The following is a 19022-nucleotide window of genomic DNA, read 5'->3' on the forward strand; positions in this document are numbered from 1 at the left end:
ATTTTTCTGCAAAATTGCTTAAACATTATGTAACATATTAATTAAGCAAAATAAATGAGGAAATCCACTGAAACCAAGGATGATCTGAAGGTGGTGCCTCTCTAATAGCAGTAAATCTACGGTTAATAGTGATAATTACTGAAAATATTTCTCACAGCGATCGCCTAAAAATTAATGCGAATATCCAGATAGTCTAGCAATTAGGAAAAATTTAGTATTCGGCGGAACCATCTGATAATTGGTGGTTCAATTGTGAGTTGAAAAGCTAAGAACTGAGTACGTTGTAGAGAATTAAAATTATTATCGCTGACAAGAATTAATGAACGCTGTCCATTAGGTAGCCAAGGGCCGAGTGTTAAGCCTTCAATATTATCTAGGGCTACATCCAAGGTTCGCAAATCTAACAAGATTTTTTTTGTAACTGGGTGAATCTTTTGAGAGGTTGTTAAAAGGCTATTGATATTGTGAATATCATCAGCATCGGCGAAGGAAAGTTGAAATAGAAAAATGGCAAAACCTAACCCAGTAAAAGACCTTTCTAGACTCAAGAAGTGTCCTTGATTATCTAAGGCGAGTAAATCTGGTAAGCCACTAGCAAATTTACCCGTTATGTCTAGTAATGGTGCAACTGGTTCAGTGTGGTACAAGAATTCTCTTTCTGGTTGCTGAGTAAGCAAGTTATATTGCAAAATTCGGCAAGGTGTACCAACATTTGGTTTCGCCACTGACCCATCTTGAATTAAGGCATTTTCAGTTGCTGTGAATAAATACTGATTGTTGGGTGTAATAGTCAGACTTTCAAACGCCAAATTATTACGTATACCAATTTTACCCATTTTATCTGGTAAGAATTTTTTTGGTATGGGTAGTGTTGTAATTGTTCTACCAGAAGATAAGGAAAACTCTTGAATAAAAGGATTAATTAATTTTTCAACATCACCTTCAGAAGATATGAAGATAGTATCTTTATCAGTTAAAGTAATCCCTTCTGTATCGGTTATTCTGGGCGGAAAGTTTTGAGCATTTTGATTTAACAGCATTGTTACCCCAACAGGTATAACATCACCGTTTTCTAGCAAACCTTTACTCAAATCGATTTTGAAAGTATAGAACCTAGCAGGTGCTTTTTGTCCCCTATCATCAGAAATAGCATAGTAAAGGTCATTTTTAGCATCGTAGGTGATACCCGATAAACCACCAACTTCGGTTTTTTGGAAAGATAATCCTTTGGCTAATGTTGCTTCTCCGATGAAATTTATACTGCTGATTTCAACAGCATTAGTGGAAAAATTTATAATTAAAAGTATGCTAATTAAAATAGCAATTCCTACATAAAAAATCTTGGGAATGTCCGAGATTTTTCTCACTATTTTCATATTGATGACTCTACAAGAGCAGGTGATCGCAGTTTTAATGCAAAAAGGTACGTGATATTTTATTCACGTACCCTACAATATTAGGCGATCGCTCTTTCCTTAATTAAGCATGTTTACGCTTGATAGCTGAACTAGCCCCAAAAACGCCCACCATTAGCACGCCCAGGATAGATCCTGCTTCAGGAACAGCAACAGCAACAACACTAACATCATCAATATAAGTTCCTCTGGTATTAGACAACTCACCGAAGTTATCAAACCTTAAAGTGGTTATAGTGTCATTTGCTACTAAATTGTAAGTAAAAACGTTCCAATTCGTATTAGAACGCCCCGCACCACTAGCTGTTAAATTTGCAACGGTCGCTCCATCCCAAAAAACATTTAGTCTATTGTCTCTCTCCCCAGAACGTGGTGAAAAGGCAAAACTCAACTGGTACTGACGACCAACGACTGTGGAGATATTCTGGAAAATTCCCGATGTAGCCCTACCATCAAGCTCAACAAATTGACTACCAGCAAATGGACTTCCGGCAACATTATCCTGAATTTCAATACCAGAACCGGGAGCAGAGTCAGGCGTAAGACTCCATCCAGGAATAGGGTTAGCGGTTGTGTAGCTTCTGGGACGAATGTCTGGGGATTCAAAACTACCGTTAACAAGTAAGTTTAAACTAGCTGCTGATGCTGATCCAGCGATTGCCAGAGACATCAATGCTGTACTAAATGTAGTAATTAAAAGTTTTTTAAGCATATTTTTGCTGTATTTTGCTGCCTGAATTTGCGATAACTTGAGATGTTACCAATTAATAGGGTTGATAATTATAGTCCGAAATAATACGCAATCTTTAACCAAAGCAGACACACCCTTGATTAATCCAGAAGTTGGCTTAACCAGTGATATGTCTAAACAATCAAATACTAAGGAATTTTACGGGTACTGTCAATCTATACAATTAAGAGCTTTTAGGTATTGCTACTTGATGGGCATTCTGAAAAAAATTTGCCAGCCAGTCTTTCACGCTACGAGTAGCATGACAGTCATCTTCGTTGTAACGTTGGATGATGTCTAAGAAAGTGCGATCGCCTGTTTCCAACCATTGATCATACCAGTAAATGCACTTAGCACCACTAGCTTCTTTATCACGCCATTCAAAGCCTAACCATCGCGCAATCACTTTCAGGGCGTAACTTTCTACAGGTAAGGCGACACTTTGAATTAACTGTTCGTATACATCGACAAATCTATATAAGACGGGATTAACTAAAGATTTAGGAGTGCGGTATAGCTTGGCGAGTCGTTTGACTGTATCAAATTCGTAAACACAAAAATGATAAATTGGCGCGTCGGGATATTGCCAAACTAAATCGAGAAATTGTTGCCAGATCAATTCTTCATCGGCGGGTGTTTCGGCTAAAAATGAATAAAACTGTTGTGTATTGTTTTGTCTGTCAACAACTAAAACACCTAAAAGATAATCTAAATCTAAGTCGGGCTGGGCTTCAATATCAAAATACAGTTCTACAGGTGAGGTAAATGCGAGTTCTGTTGATGGTAGAGAAGTTGGTAAAATTAACGGACGTTTTTCGATCACAGCTTGCGCTTGGATGATCAACTTAGTTGCTACTACACTGTCAAACCCAGGCAAATCTTCCAAAGTGGTGGGGCTTGCATTAGCCAGAGATTCGAGTGTTGTTAAAGAAAGTTCTTGGAGTTGGGCATAGCGAATAGGTGTAACTCCTGGTAATAATGAGAGATGTTGTTTTGCTTGGGCGATCGCGTAACATTGACTATGCCAGTGACAAAGATTGCACTTTTGCCGCGAAATAAACATCTCTGGCGCTTCTGATGACTCTAGCGCTTGAATGAACTCCGCCAGAATTTGTAACATCTGTGGTGTCCATTTCACTAAATCTACGGAATAACTAACGTCTTTGGTACGCAATATCAACCAAGCTTTATCGGGAGTTACTCCTTGTACGGTTGCTAAAGCTTGGGTATGAAATGCCGCCACAACTTGATATTCTTGTTTGGGACGCTTACCCAGTTCCATATTCGCCGGAACATACATCCAATCACCAAAACAAGATTCTCCTGGCTGTTTAATTAGTAAATCTGGACGACTGAGGATTGTATATTCTTCACTGGTTGTTTCTACCCAATCTTGATAATTGCTTAACAGCACTCCATGATAAATATACTCAACTCCCCGTTGCATTAATTCTAAAGTCGCTGCTTGTGCTGCTTCCCTATTTCCTGGAGGATATTGAGGTTGTTCATAGTCAAACTCTGCCAAAATACCCCGATGATAAGCAATTTTGTCTTGTTGCAGTTTAGTCAACAAGTCATTAGGTGCATCTCGCTGGTTTTTGTCAGTATTAATATCTAAAATAGGTCGGCGTTTGCAGCGTTGGTATTGCAGTAAGTGTTCAGCATTAATCAACATTCATTTAAACTAACAATAATTTTGGAATAAGGAGGGAGGCAGAATAGAAGAAAATTTGAGTTTTTTACATCGTTTTTGATGCTTTCTGGGACTGATAGAGTTAAATTACCCTCTCTCATTAGTGGGAAAATGAAGGACTAAACGAGTAACAATGTTGATATTTGGCATTATTTATGACCAGTGTTTCTGCTATCCAAACAAATTTGCATCGCCAGCGAGAGCAATTTCCCGCTTTAGCTAATAAGATTTATTTTAACTATGGTGGACAAGGGCCGTTACCTAAAAAGGCAATGGATGCCATTATTAAAACGGAAAATCATATTCAGGAACTAGGCCCCTTTGGTAATGCAGTTGGACGCTGGATAGGATCATATACTCAAACTATCAAACAAGCGATCGCATCGGAGTTAAACGCACCACCAGAAACCATCACCTTCACCGAAAATGTAACTGTGGGCTGTAATATTCCTCTATGGGGAATTGATTGGCATCCTGGCGACCATTTACTGCTGTCTGACTGCGAACATCAAGGGGTAATTGCCGCAGCGAAAGAAATTGGGCGGCGATTTCATCTGGAAGTTACCACTTGTCCGTTAATGGCAACTTTAAATGCAGGTGATCCTGTGGCGGTTGTTACCGAAAATTTACGCCCTAATACTCGTTTAGTGATTCTCAGCCATGTCCTTTGGAATACTGGCCAAGTTTTACCACTTGACAAGATTATAGAAGTATGCAGAGATAATAATTCTTTAGTATTAGTTGATGCTGCCCAGTCTGTGGGTTTATTACCTTTAAATTTAACTGAGTTGGGGGCTGATTTTTATGCGTTTACTGGGCATAAATGGTGGTGTGGCCCTGCTGGGGTGGGTGGGTTATATGTAAAACCAGACGCATTAGAAAAACTTGCACCAACGTTTATTGGTTGGCGTGGTGTAATTAAAGATAGTCAAGGTCAGCCGATAGATTTGTTACCAGATGGACGAAGATATGAAGTCGGGACATCGGCTTATTCATTTTATGCAGGATTGGTAGAAGCGATCGCACTTCATCAACAATGGGGTACAGCAGAGGAACGTTATCGGCAAATTTGCTGCAACAGTGAATATCTCTGGCGCAAATTATCAGCCTTACCACAAATCAAATGTCTGCGAACTTCTCCACCAGAAAGCGGTTTAGTTTCGTTTCAATTTGTGCAGCATGATTCTCAAACCAGTTTTAAATTAGTCCAATTTCTGGAAAACAACAAGATATTTACCCGCACAATTGCCCAGCCTGACTGTGTTCGCGCCACTGTTCATTATTTCACTTTAGAGTCAGAAATTGACCAGTTAGTTGAACAAATAGAGAAGTTTACTCAATAGTCATTTCTCAAAAGACTAAATAATTAAAAGTTTAGACTTCATACTTTTATATGAAACGCCCCATCTTATACATAGCCATTACAAACCACGGTTTTGGTCATGCTACTCGTACCGCATCGGTGGCTGCAACTATTCAAAAGTTGTGTCCAGATGTGTTGTTAATTATGGTGACAACTGCACCGCGCTGGTTGCTAGAGTCATATATCGAAGGTGATTTTATCCATCGTCCCCGCGCTTTTGATTTAGGGGTGATACAAGCTGATAGTTTGACAATGGATAAAGCCGCGACTTTAGCAAAATTATTAGATATTAAAAAGCACCAAAATTCTTTAATTGCATCGGAAGTGAATTTTATCCGGCAAAATCGGGTTGATTTAATCTTGGCTGATATTCCATTTCTTGCGCCTTTATTTGCTAAAGCTGCAAATATTCCTTGTTGGATGATGAGTAATTTTGGTTGGGATTTGATCTATCGAGATTGGGGAGGTGAATTTATCGCGATCGCAGATTGGATTAGTGAGTGTTATTCTCAGTGTGATCGCTTGTTTCGTTTACCCTTTCACGAACCAATGCTGGCTTTTCCAAATATTACCGACGTTGGCTTAACCGGAGGTTCACCGCGTTATGCTGCTGATGAATTACGCGCTAATTGGGGCATAACTGCACCACAAGAAAAAACTATTTTACTTACCTTTGGTGGTTTGGGTTTACAACAAATCCCTTACGAAAACTTACAAAATTTTCCCGATTGGCAATTTATTACTTTTGATAAATCTGCACCTGATTTACCTAATTTAGTCAAAATTCAAGATAACAAATATCGTCCTGTAGATTTTATGGCAATTTGTGGACGAGTAGTTTCTAAACCTGGGTACGGTACTTTTTCTGAAGCCGCACGTTTGGATATCCCGATGGTGACAATTCCCCGCGATGATTTTGCTGAAGCCAGTTATCTTTTAGAAGGAATTACTAATTACAATTATCATCAAATTGTCACCCCCGCAGAATTTTTTGCTGGTGATTGGAATTTCCTCCATCAACTACTCCAACCACCACAGCAAACCCAACAAATTGCTAAGGATGGAAATGAGGCGATCGCCCAAGCTATTATTAACCAAATAGGAGGTCATGTAGAAACTAAACAAATTACCAAAAACTAACGATAAGGATATACATGGCGCATCTCAAAGCGACATTCTTCCCATATTGGTAACAATGCCTGTTTGGCTACATTTAATTGACCTTGAGAATGGTTTATTTTGCCATTTTCGATAATCCAAATAAACACTCGTGTAATTAAATCGGCTTCCCAGCTACTAATATATTTGCAATTTTTTATCTGACTAACTTGTGTATCTAAACAATAGATAGCATCTTTAAAATGCCAAATTTCTTCTCTGGATATCTCTGCTGATGGATTTGCCCACAGGATTTTTTGCAAATTCATGGTGATATAGTCTAAACCAGCGATCGCAGAATCAGCATTTCTGACTAAATCGGTGAATACTTGATAATATTGTTGCCAGGATGAAGCTGCAAAATTTTCTATATATCTTTGTAGCCATATTTGTATATCTCGCAAATATGGCAATAAATCTTTAACCTCATTCATCTCTTTCAAAGTTGTATGTTGACTGTGATAATTTAAGATATTTTTATCTAAATCAAATTCTAATACTTGAAATTCCTGGGAATAATAACTAATAACTTTGGGGATACATTTTTCTATTAGCCAGTTTTTGGTATATTTGGCTGTCCATGTTCCTCTTATCCCGATATCTTCTTGCCACGAATTTAAGTTACTTCTTTCTAAAGTGGCGATGTGAATATCATTAATTTCGTATAAGATATCAACTTGATTATTAGATAATGCTGAGTAACAATTACCGAGTCGTGGCACAATAAAAGCATGATCGCGGATTCCTCGACTGATGCGAATAGAGATATTTACTTGGTCAAATAAATGCCATTCAGATTTGCCTTGGGTATAATTAAACTTTTTAATAAAATTGTGTATCATTTTCCATAGTTTCACATCTACAGAAAATAGATGAAAGCCTCTGATATCAGGAAATTCGACAAATTTAAAATCCCAAGTTTCTAAATAATCTTCAAAATCAATAATTCTCTTTTTATATTCTTGACAAATAGTATCTACACATAAACATAAATCTGCTGCTTCTAATTCAGACAAAATTAATGTTGTTTGTCCTAAATCTGCCTCAAATGTATCTACATTTATCTGTTTAAGAAAATGACGACAATTCCATTCAGGTTTAGTATGCAGTCCTGTCATTAATTGATCTAAGATTTGTTGATGGTTTAGGGTAATTTTCAAACCTCTTAAAATTACGCTACTAAATTGAATCAGGCAATTACCTTTGCCAAAGGCTTGTGGTAAATTACACTTAATTAAAACCTTTGGTTGAATAACAACTAAGTGATGATATTCTTTAATTAAACGCGGTTCAAACTCGGCTTTTTCTAAAATATTGCCAAATTCTGTATGTCGTCTTAAATATTTTTCTATACTGCTAAATTGAGGATGTTTGAAATTGGTTAATGTGGTTTTATTGATGTTTCTAATTAAGTTAAAATTCAGATGATTATAAATAGTTTCTGCTGTTTGGCTATTTCTCAATGTATCAATTATCGAATCAAATATTAGTTCTTCTCGATGATACTGAAAACATTGAAAAATTTTCATACTATAGCCATTAGTAATTATCAAAAATAAAGGTTTGAGATAATTACTATAAAATTTAGCTTGAGCAATAGCTTCTTGAAAATAATTTGTCTTAGGCGATAAATAAATAATAATTACTAATGATGTGTCAGCATTTTGTTGCTCAACATCATCGGTAGCAAAATAAATTTGAGCATTTTTGAGTTGCTTGGCTGGGTTCTCTAAATTATTACTGGTTAAAGTGTACTTACTCTGCCGACACAAATCTGGGTATCCCAAATACTGAAACATCGGCAAAATAAACTTTTTTTCTACATCTTCTTCAGTTTGTAAAATCCGAATATCAAATGCTTGTATCCACTTAATAAATAATGGCAGCGAGTTAGGAATATACATTAGAGAATCCACTGCTTGTATAAATTTGCCTCTGCGGGGAATGGATATCAACTAGCAATTTATCAAGCCATACAATTTGAGATTTTAAATGTTTTTAGATTGGTATTTGCTTTCTGTCAATTTGTCAAGTGCAATGATTTTCTGTATTGGTATCCTTTGACAGAAGATTTAAATTCTGTCAAAAATATCTGATAAATTCTATGTGCCTTTATACAAAAAATTAGGGAACATCACTGCTCCCCTGTACTTACTTGCTATAATCGCCGGAAAATTCAAATCTACACTACAGCAACAACTTTTTCTAACAACCCTTGAAATAAATTTAAGCCATCACTATTACCTAGCATGGCATCAGATGCTCTTTCTGGGTGTGGCATCATTCCCAAGACATTGCCTTGGCGATTGCAAATCCCCGCAATCTTGTTGAGTGAACCGTTAGGATTCTCGCCAGCATAGCGAAATACCACCTGTCTATTGTCTTCTATGTCCGAGAGAGTGTCTCTATCAGCATAAAAGCGCCCTTCTCCGTGGGCGATAGGGAGAGTGATAACTTCTCCACTGGTGTAAGTTTTTGTCCAAGGAGTATTGGCATTTTCAACTTTTAAGGGGACGCGATCGCAGATAAAATGCAAATCACGATTTCTGGTTAATGCCCCAGGCAACAATTTAGCTTCAGTTAATACCTGAAACCCGTTACAAATACCGAGAACAAACTTACCTTTTTGTGCATGTTCAATCACCTGCTGCATTACAGGCGAGAACCGAGCGATCGCACCGCAGCGCAGGTAATCACCATAACTAAAGCCGCCTGGGATGATAATTACATCCAAATCAGCAATATCAGTGTCTTGATGCCAAACCATGCGCGTTGGTTGATCTAACAAGTCTCTGGTGATGTATGCAACATCGCGATCGCAATTAGACCCTGGAAAAACAATAACGCCGAATTTTGTCATTAGTCATTGAGAAGTAAAAAGTAAAAATTAAAAAGTCAAAAGTAAAAGAGCAAAAGATGATGTCCTTTTACCTTTTACCTCCTTCGGAGTTCGCCAGTCGCTCATGGGGGAAACCACGCCACTTGCTTCAAGCCGGGAAACCCGTCCAACGCAGTGGCTCCCCAAGACCGCGCTGGCTCACTTTTAACTTTTAAAACACTCCCGTCTGTGTTTCGACTTCAATTAAATCAAACCGATAGTTCTCAATCACGGGATTTGCTAACATCTGGTCACAAATGATGTTTAAATCTTGACGTGCTTTTGTCTCATCAGGGGAGATGATGGTGAATTCTATGTACTTACCAATCCGCACATGGTCAACAGTATCGTATCCCATTTGCTTGAGACCAGATTGTACAGCCACACCAGCAGGGTCTAGGACTGAAGGACGAAGCGTTACGAGAATTTTGGCTAGATACTTCCGTTGCACAGTTTTTTTTGCTGAATGCTGCGATCGCTATACTATAACTTTCTGTTCCAACTGAGTGAAAATAAGATTGTGAAACAGTTAAAGTTAATTTAATTAGATAGCCAGTATAACAGCTTCCACTACAGTGGCGAATATCCCCAATTGCTTATGAGAGCTATACGCACCCGCAGTCAAGAGCGGATTTTAAACCTACTGAAAAGCATGAAACAAGGCATTTCCGCCCAAGATATTTATATTGAATTGCGGAATCGCAATCAGAATATGGGTTTAGCCACCGTTTATCGCTCCTTGGAAGCTTTAAAACTTGAAGGTTTGGTGCAAGTGCGGACTTTAGCTAACGGTGAAGCTCTCTATAGCCTAGCCCAGCAGGACAAACACCATCTCACTTGTCTACAATGTGGCACTTCCATACCCATTAATCAGTGTCCAGTTCATGACCTGGAAGACCAACTACAAACCAATCATAAATTTAAAATTTTTTACCACACCTTAGAGTTCTTTGGTTTGTGCGGTCAATGTCAGGTTAGTGAATAGTTATTTGTCCTTTGTCATTTGTTACTATCCGTTTGCACCGTTATGAGTTAGCACCCCAGATACAAAAGAAATAATACTAGTACAGGTCGGCTTAAATAAACAGACTATCTGGAATTGCTAAAAAGCTTGTGGTATCGTTATTCTTTCTTTTTACTTTTGCCTTTTTACTTTTGCCTTGTTGTACTAGTGACCAATGACTATTGACTACTGCCCATTAACCTCTGGCATTTCCCTACCCAACCAAGAGCTAGAATCTACCTTAGTATCAGAAACTATGGAGCGAATGCCCTCAAAGGTAGCGGGAATGGTACGAGGATCCATGAACATGACTTTGCTGCTATCGCTTTTACCGATAGTCGCGCCCATATCTAGATAACCCAAAGCAAACAGAACTTCTAAAGCCTTACTAGCATTGGGGTTAGTGTTAATTTTTTGGGCGATAATTTCTGCTGACTCAGCAATGGCTTGGGCTTTGAGAACTTGCTGTTGGCGTTCGGCTTGGGCTTTAAGAACGATCGCTTTTTGTTCCGCTTCAGCGTTTAAAATTACGGATTTTTGCCGGGCTTCTGCATCTAAAATTTGGGCTTCCGCTTTACCTCTAGCACTATTGACGGCTGCTTCCCGTTCACCTTCAGAATTTAAAATTGCCGCCCGTCTGCGTCGTTCTGCGGACATTTGCATTTCCATTGATTCTTGCACTGCTTTGGAGGGGATTAAATCTCGCAGTTCTACCCTTGTTACTTTCACGCCCCAAGGATCTGTGGCGATGTCTAAATCGCGTAACAAAAGTTCATTGATTTGAGTACGGGCGGTAAAAGTTTCATCTAACTCCAGTTGTCCCATTTCTGAGCGAATTTGAGTTAGTACCAAGTTTGTCATTGCCAACTGGAGATTTTCTACCTTATACCAGGCTTTTTCCATATCGACAATCCGCCAGTACACCACTGCGTCTACTTCAATGCTAACGTTGTCACGGGTGATACATTTTTGTGGGGGAATATCTAAGACTTTTTCGCGGATGGTTTGTTGGTAGACTATTTTATCTAAAAATGGCAGAACAAAATTAAGTCCTGGTTCTAGCTTTTTGTTATAGCTCCCCACTCTTTCTACCAAAGCTTCATTACCTTGATTAATAATTCTGACAGAACCAGCCACCGCAGAGCCACCAAGGGCTAAAAAGACTAATAAAAAAAACTGTTCCACTGTAAATCTCCTAGTTATTAAATATTTTCAAATCTCAACTTTCACACTTCATACTTCCTATGAATGCAATAAATTTTCTGGCATAACAATTAACGTAGTGCCTTCTCTTCTGACTACATAAACTCGTTGATGGGGAGCAACATCGAGTTTGTCATCATCACATTTAGCACGCCAAGAATTGCCTTCATATAGCACTCGTCCCGTTTTACCAGCCGGAATTTCTGTTAATGTTTCAGCTATAATTGCATCTTGAATTTTTGACTTGCGTCGTCGCGGTTGCAAAAATCGCCGGGATAATACCACCAGCATTGTAGAAAGCAATAACCAAATCGCCACTTGCAGCCATAAACTTAAACCAAGTTGGGACAGCAGCGCCACAGCAAAGGCACTAATTCCCATCATGAAGGCGACAAAAGCTGATGGTAAAAACAGTTCCGATAAACACAAAACCGATCCAGCCAAGAGCCAAATTAAAGTAAAACTTGGCATAGAGCCATCCTAGACACTACATTTACGACAAGGATTTCTGAGATGAGATTCACCGATAAAGAAAGGTTTTACAGAAATCAAACCTTGGTCTTTGGAGAATTAATTTTGATTAATTTTAGTGACAAGATGTAGCCAGAGGTACACGAAACCAGTCTATTCTAACCAGCAAGTCTTTGACATCTGAATGTAATCGAAATTCACGAGTTAATTTTTCATGCAGTAGGAGTTTGAGTCAATACGGTTCGGTTTTAGATGAGACTTCTTGTCCCAATGTTATAAAACACTAATTTTAAGCCTCACGCAAAGGCAAGGCAGCGCGTTGTGTAGGTTCCCCTTGTTGTAGCCACTGCCACGCAAAGAGTTACGGAGAATTCACTTGTTTATTAGTCACAATTTGATTCATGCAGGAGGTCTATTGATAAATGTTGATAATTGTAAATTAAACTTAATATTCATAGAATAAATACTTTACTATGCTCTAAAGCGCAAATCTAAAATATTATTATGTTTTTAATTCAAATTTTTAGGCTCATTATCTAATAATAATAATATTAGATAATGTTTGGGTATGAAAATTTTAGTTGTCGAGGATGACGAGCTAAATGCTTATGCACTGACCGCCGTTCTTACTAACCAAAACTATGCAGTTGAAGTTGCTAGTGATGGTGAAACTGCCTGGGATTTAATTCAAATTTATAATTATGATTTAATTTTATTAGATGTAATTTTGCCAAATCTAGATGGCATTAGTTTGTGTCGGCAAATTCGCTCTAGTGGCGGGCAAATGCCAATTCTGTTATTAACAGGACGTGATAGCAGTCATGAGAAAGCGATTGGATTAGATGCAGGCGCAGACGATTATGTAGTTAAACCATTTGAACAAGAAGAATTAGTCGCCCGTGTTAGAGCTTTGTTACGTCGCGGTGGTACATCAGCACAACCAGTTTTAGAATGGGGAAATTTGCGCCTTGATCCTAGTAGTTGTGAAGTTAGATATAGAGAATATTTACTATCATTAACTCCCAAAGAATATGCGCTTTTGGAATTATTTTTACGCAACAGCCGCCGAGTCTTTAGCTGTGGCATGATTTTAGAACATCTTTGGTCTTATGAAGATACGCCTGGGGAAGAAGCTGTTCGGACTCATATTAAAGGATTACGACAGAGATTAAAAGCTGTGGGAGCGCCCAGTGATTTAATCGAAACCGTGTATGGAATTGGCTATCGTCTCAAACCGCAAGAAGAAGAGACAGTCACGGCAAAATCATCTAATTCCAAATCTCAAAACTCCAAACCCCAAGAAGAACCATCATCTCAGCAGCAAACACTCCAAGCGATAGCGGGAGTTTGGCAAAGATTTCAGGGACGAGTCGATGAGCAAATCAAAGTGCTAGAACAAGCAGTTGTCAATCCCGAATTGCTCAACCAAGCACAGAAAGAAGCCCATACCTTAGCCGGCTCGTTGGGGACATTTGGCTTTCCCACAGGCTCAAAATTGGCGCGGAAAATTGAGCAATTACTCAAATCTAGTCAAGAGTTAACACCAGAAGACACAGCCAAACTGCAAACTTGGGTAAGATTATTGCGTCAAGAAATTCAAACTCAAGGCGAGGAAACAGGCTCATCCTCCGATGACAGTAAATTACCTTTAGTTTTGGTAGTTGATCGAAACCATACCCTAGGAGAACAACTTGCACAAACCAAATCTGACCCAGAATTTCAAGTTAGCATTACCACAAATCTGGAATCAGCGAGAACTCTGCTTTACCGAAAGCATCCTAGTGTAGTATTGCTTGACCCTAGTTTTTCTGAGCAACAAGAAGATAGTTGGAGTTTTTTAGCAGAACTGGCGCAACGGAAACCACCTGTGCCAGTGTTAGTTTTTACCGAGCAAACAGATTTAGGCAATCGCTTACAACTGGCGCGTCAAGGTGGACACACCTTTTTACAAAAGCCGATGACAGCGGAAAAGGTGGGAGAGGCGATCGCTCAATTACTCCAACAAGCACCCCCAGGCGAAGCGAAAATCCTTGCTGTGGATGATGATCCGCAGATTCTCGCTTTGTTGCAAACTTTACTCACGCCTTGGGGATTACAAGTAATTACCTTAGATGATCCGCGGCATTTTTGGGAAACCTTGGAAGCTGTCAAGCCAGATATGTTGATTCTGGATGTAGAAATGCCTCACACTAATGGCATTGAACTTTGCCAAGTTGTGAGAAATGACCAGAATTGGAGTGAGTTACCAATTTTATTTCTCACAGTTCACAGCGATGCCGACATTGTAAATCAGGTGTATAGCGTTGGTGCGGATGATTTTGTCAGCAAACCAATTGTCGGGCCAGAATTGGTAACTCGGATTGTGAATCGCCTAGAACGGATAAAATTGTTTCGGCGGATGGCGCAAACTCAGCAACAGTCAGTCACAGATAAAGTTACTCTCTCATCGGCCAGTTCTGCTGTCTCGGTTGATTGGCTGACTATCTTTGAAGGTGAACCAGAATGGGTCATGGTGGTTGACACTGATGGCACAGTATTAGAAATAAATCCTGCTGGAGTGGCAATTATCGCAGCTAAAAGCAAAGCTAAAGTAATTGGCAAATCAGTTTATGCTGTGATTGCGCCAGAATATCAACAAGCATTTAGGCAACTCCATAAAAGTGTCTGTCAAGGTAATAAAGGCACTTTGCAATTTGAGATCATCACCTATCAAGGTAATCGTCACTGGATAGAAACTCATGCTGTCCCGCTGCAAAATAAAATTGATGGCAAATTTGTGCAATTGGCATTTTCCCGCGATATCACCCACTACAAACAAGTAGAAACAGAAATTCGCCGGATTAATCGCACACTCCAGACATTAAATAGTTGCAATCAAATTATTGTTCGTACTCAAGATGAACAAGATTTACTCCAGAAAATTTGCCAAATCATTGTAGAAGTTGGCGGTTATCGGCTGGCGTGGGTTGGTTTTGCTGAAGATGATGCGGAAAAAAATATTCGCCCAGTCGCTCAAGCTGGCTATGATCATGGCTATTTACAAACTCTCAACCTTACTTGGGCGGATACTGTACGAGGTCAAGGGCCGACAGGTACAGCCATTCGCACCAAGAAAACTTGCATTATTCAAAATATTTTAACTGACCCCAAATATGATGTTTGGCGGTGTCAAGCACAAGAACGGGGATATGCTGCGGCGATCGCTTTACCCTTAAAGATAGAAGAACGAGCTTTTGGGGTGTTGAATATCTATGCGGCTGAAGCAAACGCCTTTGATGATGATGAAGTACAACTATTAAAAAAACTGGCAGAAGATTTAACTTATGGTATTGTCGCATTACGCAATCAACGCGATCGCACTTTAGCCGAAGCCGCATTACAACAAAGTCAAGCCGCCTTAAAAAAAGCTAACAATGAATTAGAATTACGAGTTGCTGAACGCACAGCCGAATTAATCACCGTCAACTGCCAACTGCAATCAGAACTAGATGAACGCCAACGCATAGAAGAAGAACTGCGTATTTCTCAAGTGAAATTGGCACGAATTTTAGATATTGCTGATGATGCCATTATTTCTATTGACAGCAACCAATGTATTACCTTATTTAATCAAGGAGCCGAGAAAATCTTTGGTTATTCTGCTCAGGAAATCATGGGGCAAAAGTTAGATATACTTTTACCGCTGCGATTTACCCAAGCTCATCGTCAACATGTCTCTGACTTTGGTAAATCGGCAAATTTAGCGCGGAGAATGGGAGAACGAAGGGAATTATTTGGTCAACGCCAAGATGGAAGCGAATTTCCGGCTGAGGCTTCAATTTCTAAATTAAATATGGGTGAGGACGTTTACTATACAGTGATTTTGCGTGATGTGACAGAGCGCAAACAAATTGAGCGGATGAAAGATGAATTTGTGTCTGTTGTTAGTCACGAACTCCGCACACCTCTAACATCAATTCATGGTTCCTTGGGAATGCTGACTAGTGGTTTATTACCAGCAGATTCCGACCAAGGAAAACGACTCTTACAAATTGCCATAGATAGTAGCGATCGCTTAGTTCGATTAATTAATGATATTTTAGACATCGAACGGATTGAATCAGGCAAAGTCAAGATGGCGCGGGAAATCTGCGACCTTGCCGATTTAATTCAGTCAGCAGTGAATGTGATTCAACCTTTGGCAAATAAACAAGGAATCACATTAGCTATTTCTAGCTTATCTATTATGTTATGGGCTGACCCTGACCGAATTGTGCAAACTTTAACTAACTTGCTGAGTAATGCCATTAAATTTTCGGTGAAAGGCGAGACAGTATGGTTAGAAATTCAGCAACAAGAACATGATGTTTTACTTACAATTAAAGATACCGGACGTGGTATCCCAGCAGATAAATTAGAAAGCATCTTTGAGCGTTTTCAACAAGTTGATTCATCCGATTCGCGCAACCATGATGGCACAGGTTTAGGTTTAGCAATTTGTAAAAGTATTGTGCAACAACACGGTGGACGTATCTGGGCGGAAAGTACTGTAGGAGAAGGTAGTAAATTTCACTTGACTTTGCCTATTTATCAAGCTCCCCAAACAGTTGATTCAGCACTGCCGACTCCCCATTGTCCATTACCTACTCCTTATTCTCCTTTAGTTTTAGTTTGCGACGATGACCAAGCAATCAGCACAGAACTGCAAAAACTGTTGCAAAAAGGTGGATATCGAGTAGTAGCAGTTGCTACCGGGGAACAAGCGATCGCTACCGCATCGGCTCAACAACCAGACGTAATTTTACTCGATTTGCTCATGCCAGAAATGAACGGTTGGCAAACAATGGCAATATTAAAAGAACGTGCCGATACTAAACACATTCCTATTGTCATTTGTAGTGTTTATCAGTCAGATACTAATAACCAACAAAGTTCAGATTTTGCTGACTGGGTAAGCAAACCAGTTCAAGAAAGTTATCTTTTACAATCGCTCAAACAAGTTGTTGCCAAACCTGCTAAACGCGCCCGGATTTTGATTGTAGAAGACGACAACGACTTAGCACAATTGCTAATTACTTTATTTGAGCGCCATGACATCGAAACCTACTTGGCTCAAACAGGACGAGAAGCCATTCACCTCAGCCAAGAACTGCATCCTGACTTATTAATTCTTGACTTGATTTTGCCAGAAAGTGACGGTTTTGTGGTAATTGATTGGTTACGACAGCACAATCATTTATGTACTATGCCAGTAGTAGTTTACTCTGCCAAAGATTTAGATGAATCTGAACGCCAGCGACTCAAATTAGGATACACAGAATTTTTAACAAAAGGACGTGTCACAACCCAAGAATTTGAACAAAAAGTGGTGGAATTACTTCAGCGAATAACTCATCATCCAGTGCAGAGTGCTGAGTAAAAAAGAGTTCGACTACAACCCAATACAGTTTAGAAAAGCTTTTTTGTCTTTTACTGTTACCTGTTAACTATTTACTGTTAATTAATTATGAATTGGTATTAATCATGACCGTAAAACGGATTCTCGTTGTCGATAACGAACAGTATATTCAAGAAGTTGCCAAAATTTGTTTAGAAACCGTTGCAGGTTGGGAAGTAGTCACGGCAAGTTCCGGTAAAGAAGGCATTACACAAGCCGAAACCTATCAACCAGATGCGATTTTATTAGATGTGATGATGCCAGAAATGGATGGGATAACTACCTTTGAGAAACTCCAAGCAAACGCCACAACCAAAGAAATCCCTGTAATATTATTAACTGCTAAAGTTCAAGCCAGCGATCGCCGTCGTTATGCTCAGATGGGTATAGTAACAGCGATCGCAAAACCATTCAACCCTTTAGAATTAGCTAATGAAATTGCGATCGCTTTAGAGTGGAGTCTGGAGAATTAAAAGTCTGAAGCACCCAGCCCCGACAAATAGAATTCGCGGCTATAAAAACAAAGTCCGCCTGCGCGAACTAACAAAAAATCAAGGGTTTTGAACCCGCCTACGCGGGTTTTGCCTGTGTAGCCGCGACTTCCAGTCGCCTGGTGCTTGTCCCCCTTGTCTCTATCATTCACATATCAAATAGGATTGGTATATCTGGATCATTTTAGTAAAGGAGTTGTACCGTTGCCGTTAGTTGATGAATTTTCAATCACAGCTTGAGTAGATTGATTAGCAAGAACAGCCACAACTGGAGTAACTTTAGAACTAGATTGTCTACTGCGTTTTCGATTAGAACCGCCAGCCTTAGAATACTCCATACTACTTCTGCCGTAGACAGTTGCAACTCCACTTAGCATTCGTTCCGACATTTCCGAGAGGGCTTTGTCCATTTGGGTTAATGTTTTCCGCGATTCTTCCAGATTAGAAACCAGCGTATTATGAGATTCTAAAATGGCACGGGTATTGTTGAGTAAGTTGGTGTAAGCTTCAATATTTAACCCGTGTCCTAAGTCTAGATTTTCATCAATAGATTTCAGCAACGCAAGACGAAGTTGAGCTTTTTCAATAGCAGCAGAACGACGAGTTTTTAAAGCCATGAGGCATCCTTTTTGAATAATCTTTTTTCAAAATAATTGAGTAACCTTTTACCTGAGATGAGTAAGTTTGTGGATTTATTTATTTAAAAGTTTCATGAACTTTTTATAAAACCTGTGTTTTTACCCATTTTTGATGCCAATTTATAATTTTGGCATAAGTATAAGCAGCAAACGTCATCGCAAAAGCTATAAATGTGTATGCCGAAATAGCAATTGCGTACACAAAAGCTATAAATGTGTATGCCGAAATAGCAATTGCGTACACAAAAGCTATAATTGCATACGCCGAAATAACAATTGCGATCGCCGAAATAACAATTGCATACACAAAAGCTATAAATGTATATGCCGAAATAGCAATGGCGTACGCCGAAATAACAATTGCGATCACAAAATCTATAATTGCATACGAATTAGATACCCGACTTCTCAAAGAAGTCGGGTATCTTGACCTTCACGAATGATGTGGAACTGCGATGTATAGCGGTAGTTAGAGATGTTAAGACAACTTGAAAACTTGAATACTAGGAATAGTAAGACTTTTCCTTCTGCCTCCTGCCTTCTGCTATAACTTGTGTGTACAC

At 39.2% G+C, this 19022-nt stretch carries 15 protein-coding genes; 5 read left to right on the forward strand and 10 right to left on the reverse strand.

All coding sequences use genetic code 11. From position 1 onward, the window contains the following. Positions 1 to 200: 200 nt before the first annotated feature. The 3 genes from NOS7107_RS13060 to NOS7107_RS13070 all read right to left on the reverse strand — a co-directional run bounded on the left by NOS7107_RS13060 (position 201) and on the right by NOS7107_RS13070 (position 3820). Positions 201 to 1376 carry an esterase-like activity of phytase family protein gene (locus NOS7107_RS13060; protein ID WP_015113446.1) on the reverse strand — a complete coding sequence of 392 codons (1176 nt, stop codon included), beginning with the start codon at positions 1374 to 1376 and terminating at the stop codon, positions 201 to 203. Between the two features lie 103 nt (positions 1377 to 1479). Then, the gene (locus NOS7107_RS13065) at positions 1480 to 2127 is read right to left on the reverse strand and encodes a DUF642 domain-containing protein (protein WP_015113447.1); all 648 of its coding nucleotides are present in this window, start codon (positions 2125 to 2127) and stop codon (positions 1480 to 1482) included. A gap of 202 nt (positions 2128 to 2329) precedes the next feature. Further along, positions 2330 to 3820, reverse strand: a complete 1491-nt coding sequence (locus tag NOS7107_RS13070) for a TM0106 family RecB-like putative nuclease (RefSeq protein ID WP_015113448.1) — start codon at positions 3818 to 3820, stop codon at positions 2330 to 2332. Between the two features lie 173 nt (positions 3821 to 3993). On the opposite strand from NOS7107_RS13070, the gene NOS7107_RS13075 reads away from it, so the two are divergent. Beyond that, the gene (locus NOS7107_RS13075; protein ID WP_015113449.1) at positions 3994 to 5181 is read left to right on the forward strand and encodes an aminotransferase class V-fold PLP-dependent enzyme; all 1188 of its coding nucleotides are present in this window, start codon (positions 3994 to 3996) and stop codon (positions 5179 to 5181) included. Positions 5182 to 5231: 50 nt separating this feature from the next. Then, positions 5232 to 6341 carry a hypothetical protein gene (locus NOS7107_RS13080; RefSeq protein WP_015113450.1) on the forward strand — a complete coding sequence of 370 codons (1110 nt, stop codon included), beginning with the start codon at positions 5232 to 5234 and terminating at the stop codon, positions 6339 to 6341. Here NOS7107_RS13080 and NOS7107_RS13085 read toward each other — a convergent pair. From NOS7107_RS13085 to purS, 3 genes are all read right to left on the reverse strand, one after another. Beyond that, positions 6338 to 8263: a type I restriction enzyme HsdR N-terminal domain-containing protein gene (locus NOS7107_RS13085; RefSeq protein WP_015113451.1), complete on the reverse strand. Its 1926-nt coding sequence runs from the start codon at positions 8261 to 8263 to the stop codon at positions 6338 to 6340. The genes NOS7107_RS13080 and NOS7107_RS13085 overlap by 4 nt on opposite strands. A gap of 278 nt (positions 8264 to 8541) precedes the next feature. Continuing rightward, complete coding sequence (purQ, locus tag NOS7107_RS13090; RefSeq protein WP_015113452.1) at positions 8542 to 9219, reverse strand: phosphoribosylformylglycinamidine synthase subunit PurQ; 678 nt, start codon at positions 9217 to 9219, stop codon at positions 8542 to 8544. Positions 9220 to 9409: 190 nt separating this feature from the next. Further along, a complete protein-coding gene (gene purS / locus NOS7107_RS13095; RefSeq protein WP_015113453.1) occupies positions 9410 to 9688 on the reverse strand; it encodes a phosphoribosylformylglycinamidine synthase subunit PurS in 279 nt (92 codons plus the stop codon). A 147-nt stretch (positions 9689 to 9835) separates the two neighbouring features. Here purS and NOS7107_RS13100 point away from each other — a divergent pair, with 147 nt between their 5' ends. Further along, positions 9836 to 10222 (forward strand): Fur family transcriptional regulator, encoded by a 387-nt coding sequence (locus NOS7107_RS13100; protein ID WP_015113454.1) that lies wholly within the window; start codon positions 9836 to 9838, stop codon positions 10220 to 10222. A gap of 204 nt (positions 10223 to 10426) precedes the next feature. On the opposite strand, the gene NOS7107_RS13105 is transcribed toward NOS7107_RS13100, so the two are convergent. Both NOS7107_RS13105 and NOS7107_RS13110 read right to left on the reverse strand, forming a co-directional pair. Beyond that, positions 10427 to 11425: an SPFH domain-containing protein gene (locus NOS7107_RS13105; protein ID WP_015113455.1), complete on the reverse strand. Its 999-nt coding sequence runs from the start codon at positions 11423 to 11425 to the stop codon at positions 10427 to 10429. Positions 11426 to 11482: 57 nt separating this feature from the next. After that, on the reverse strand, positions 11483 to 11914 hold the full coding sequence (locus tag NOS7107_RS13110; RefSeq protein ID WP_015113456.1) for an NfeD family protein: 432 nt from the start codon (positions 11912 to 11914) through the stop codon (positions 11483 to 11485). A gap of 568 nt (positions 11915 to 12482) precedes the next feature. Here NOS7107_RS13110 and NOS7107_RS13115 point away from each other — a divergent pair. Together NOS7107_RS13115 and NOS7107_RS13120 are read left to right on the forward strand one after the other, a co-directional pair. Further along, positions 12483 to 17312, forward strand: a complete 4830-nt coding sequence (locus tag NOS7107_RS13115) for a response regulator (RefSeq protein WP_015113457.1) — start codon at positions 12483 to 12485, stop codon at positions 17310 to 17312. 104 nt (positions 17313 to 17416) lie between these two features. Beyond that, positions 17417 to 17803, forward strand: coding sequence for a response regulator (locus tag NOS7107_RS13120; protein WP_015113458.1), 387 nt, complete (start codon positions 17417 to 17419; stop codon positions 17801 to 17803). A 197-nt stretch (positions 17804 to 18000) separates the two neighbouring features. On the opposite strand, the gene NOS7107_RS13125 is transcribed toward NOS7107_RS13120, so the two are convergent. Together NOS7107_RS13125 and NOS7107_RS28570 are read right to left on the reverse strand one after the other, a co-directional pair. Next, positions 18001 to 18438, reverse strand: coding sequence for a hypothetical protein (locus NOS7107_RS13125; RefSeq protein WP_015113459.1), 438 nt, complete (start codon positions 18436 to 18438; stop codon positions 18001 to 18003). 103 nt (positions 18439 to 18541) lie between these two features. Continuing rightward, on the reverse strand, positions 18542 to 18829 hold the full coding sequence (locus NOS7107_RS28570; protein WP_157374019.1) for a hypothetical protein: 288 nt from the start codon (positions 18827 to 18829) through the stop codon (positions 18542 to 18544). Positions 18830 to 19022: the final 193 nt, after the last annotated feature.

Source organism: Nostoc sp. PCC 7107 (assembly GCF_000316625.1).
Taxonomy (GTDB): Bacteria; Cyanobacteriota; Cyanobacteriia; order Cyanobacteriales; family Nostocaceae; genus Nostoc_B.

Excerpts from the sequence above, each read along its gene's own strand:
- NOS7107_RS13075 (WP_015113449.1), top strand. The coding sequence starts at position 3,994 with ATGACCAGTGTTTCTGCTATCCAAACAAATTTGCATCGCCAGCGAGAG.
- NOS7107_RS13100 (WP_015113454.1), top strand. The coding sequence starts at position 9,836 with ATGAGAGCTATACGCACCCGCAGTCAAGAGCGGATTTTAAACCTACTG.
- NOS7107_RS13065 (WP_015113447.1), bottom strand. The coding sequence starts at position 2,127 with ATGCTTAAAAAACTTTTAATTACTACATTTAGTACAGCATTGATGTCT.
- NOS7107_RS13125 (WP_015113459.1), bottom strand. The coding sequence starts at position 18,438 with ATGGCTTTAAAAACTCGTCGTTCTGCTGCTATTGAAAAAGCTCAACTT.
- NOS7107_RS13115 (WP_015113457.1), top strand. The coding sequence starts at position 12,483 with ATGAAAATTTTAGTTGTCGAGGATGACGAGCTAAATGCTTATGCACTG.
- NOS7107_RS13120 (WP_015113458.1), top strand. The coding sequence starts at position 17,417 with ATGACCGTAAAACGGATTCTCGTTGTCGATAACGAACAGTATATTCAA.
- purQ (WP_015113452.1), bottom strand. The coding sequence starts at position 9,219 with ATGACAAAATTCGGCGTTATTGTTTTTCCAGGGTCTAATTGCGATCGC.
- NOS7107_RS13070 (WP_015113448.1), bottom strand. The coding sequence starts at position 3,820 with ATGTTGATTAATGCTGAACACTTACTGCAATACCAACGCTGCAAACGC.
- NOS7107_RS13060 (WP_015113446.1), bottom strand. The coding sequence starts at position 1,376 with ATGAAAATAGTGAGAAAAATCTCGGACATTCCCAAGATTTTTTATGTA.
- NOS7107_RS13110 (WP_015113456.1), bottom strand. The coding sequence starts at position 11,914 with ATGCCAAGTTTTACTTTAATTTGGCTCTTGGCTGGATCGGTTTTGTGT.
- NOS7107_RS13080 (WP_015113450.1), top strand. The coding sequence starts at position 5,232 with ATGAAACGCCCCATCTTATACATAGCCATTACAAACCACGGTTTTGGT.
- NOS7107_RS13085 (WP_015113451.1), bottom strand. The coding sequence starts at position 8,263 with ATGTATATTCCTAACTCGCTGCCATTATTTATTAAGTGGATACAAGCA.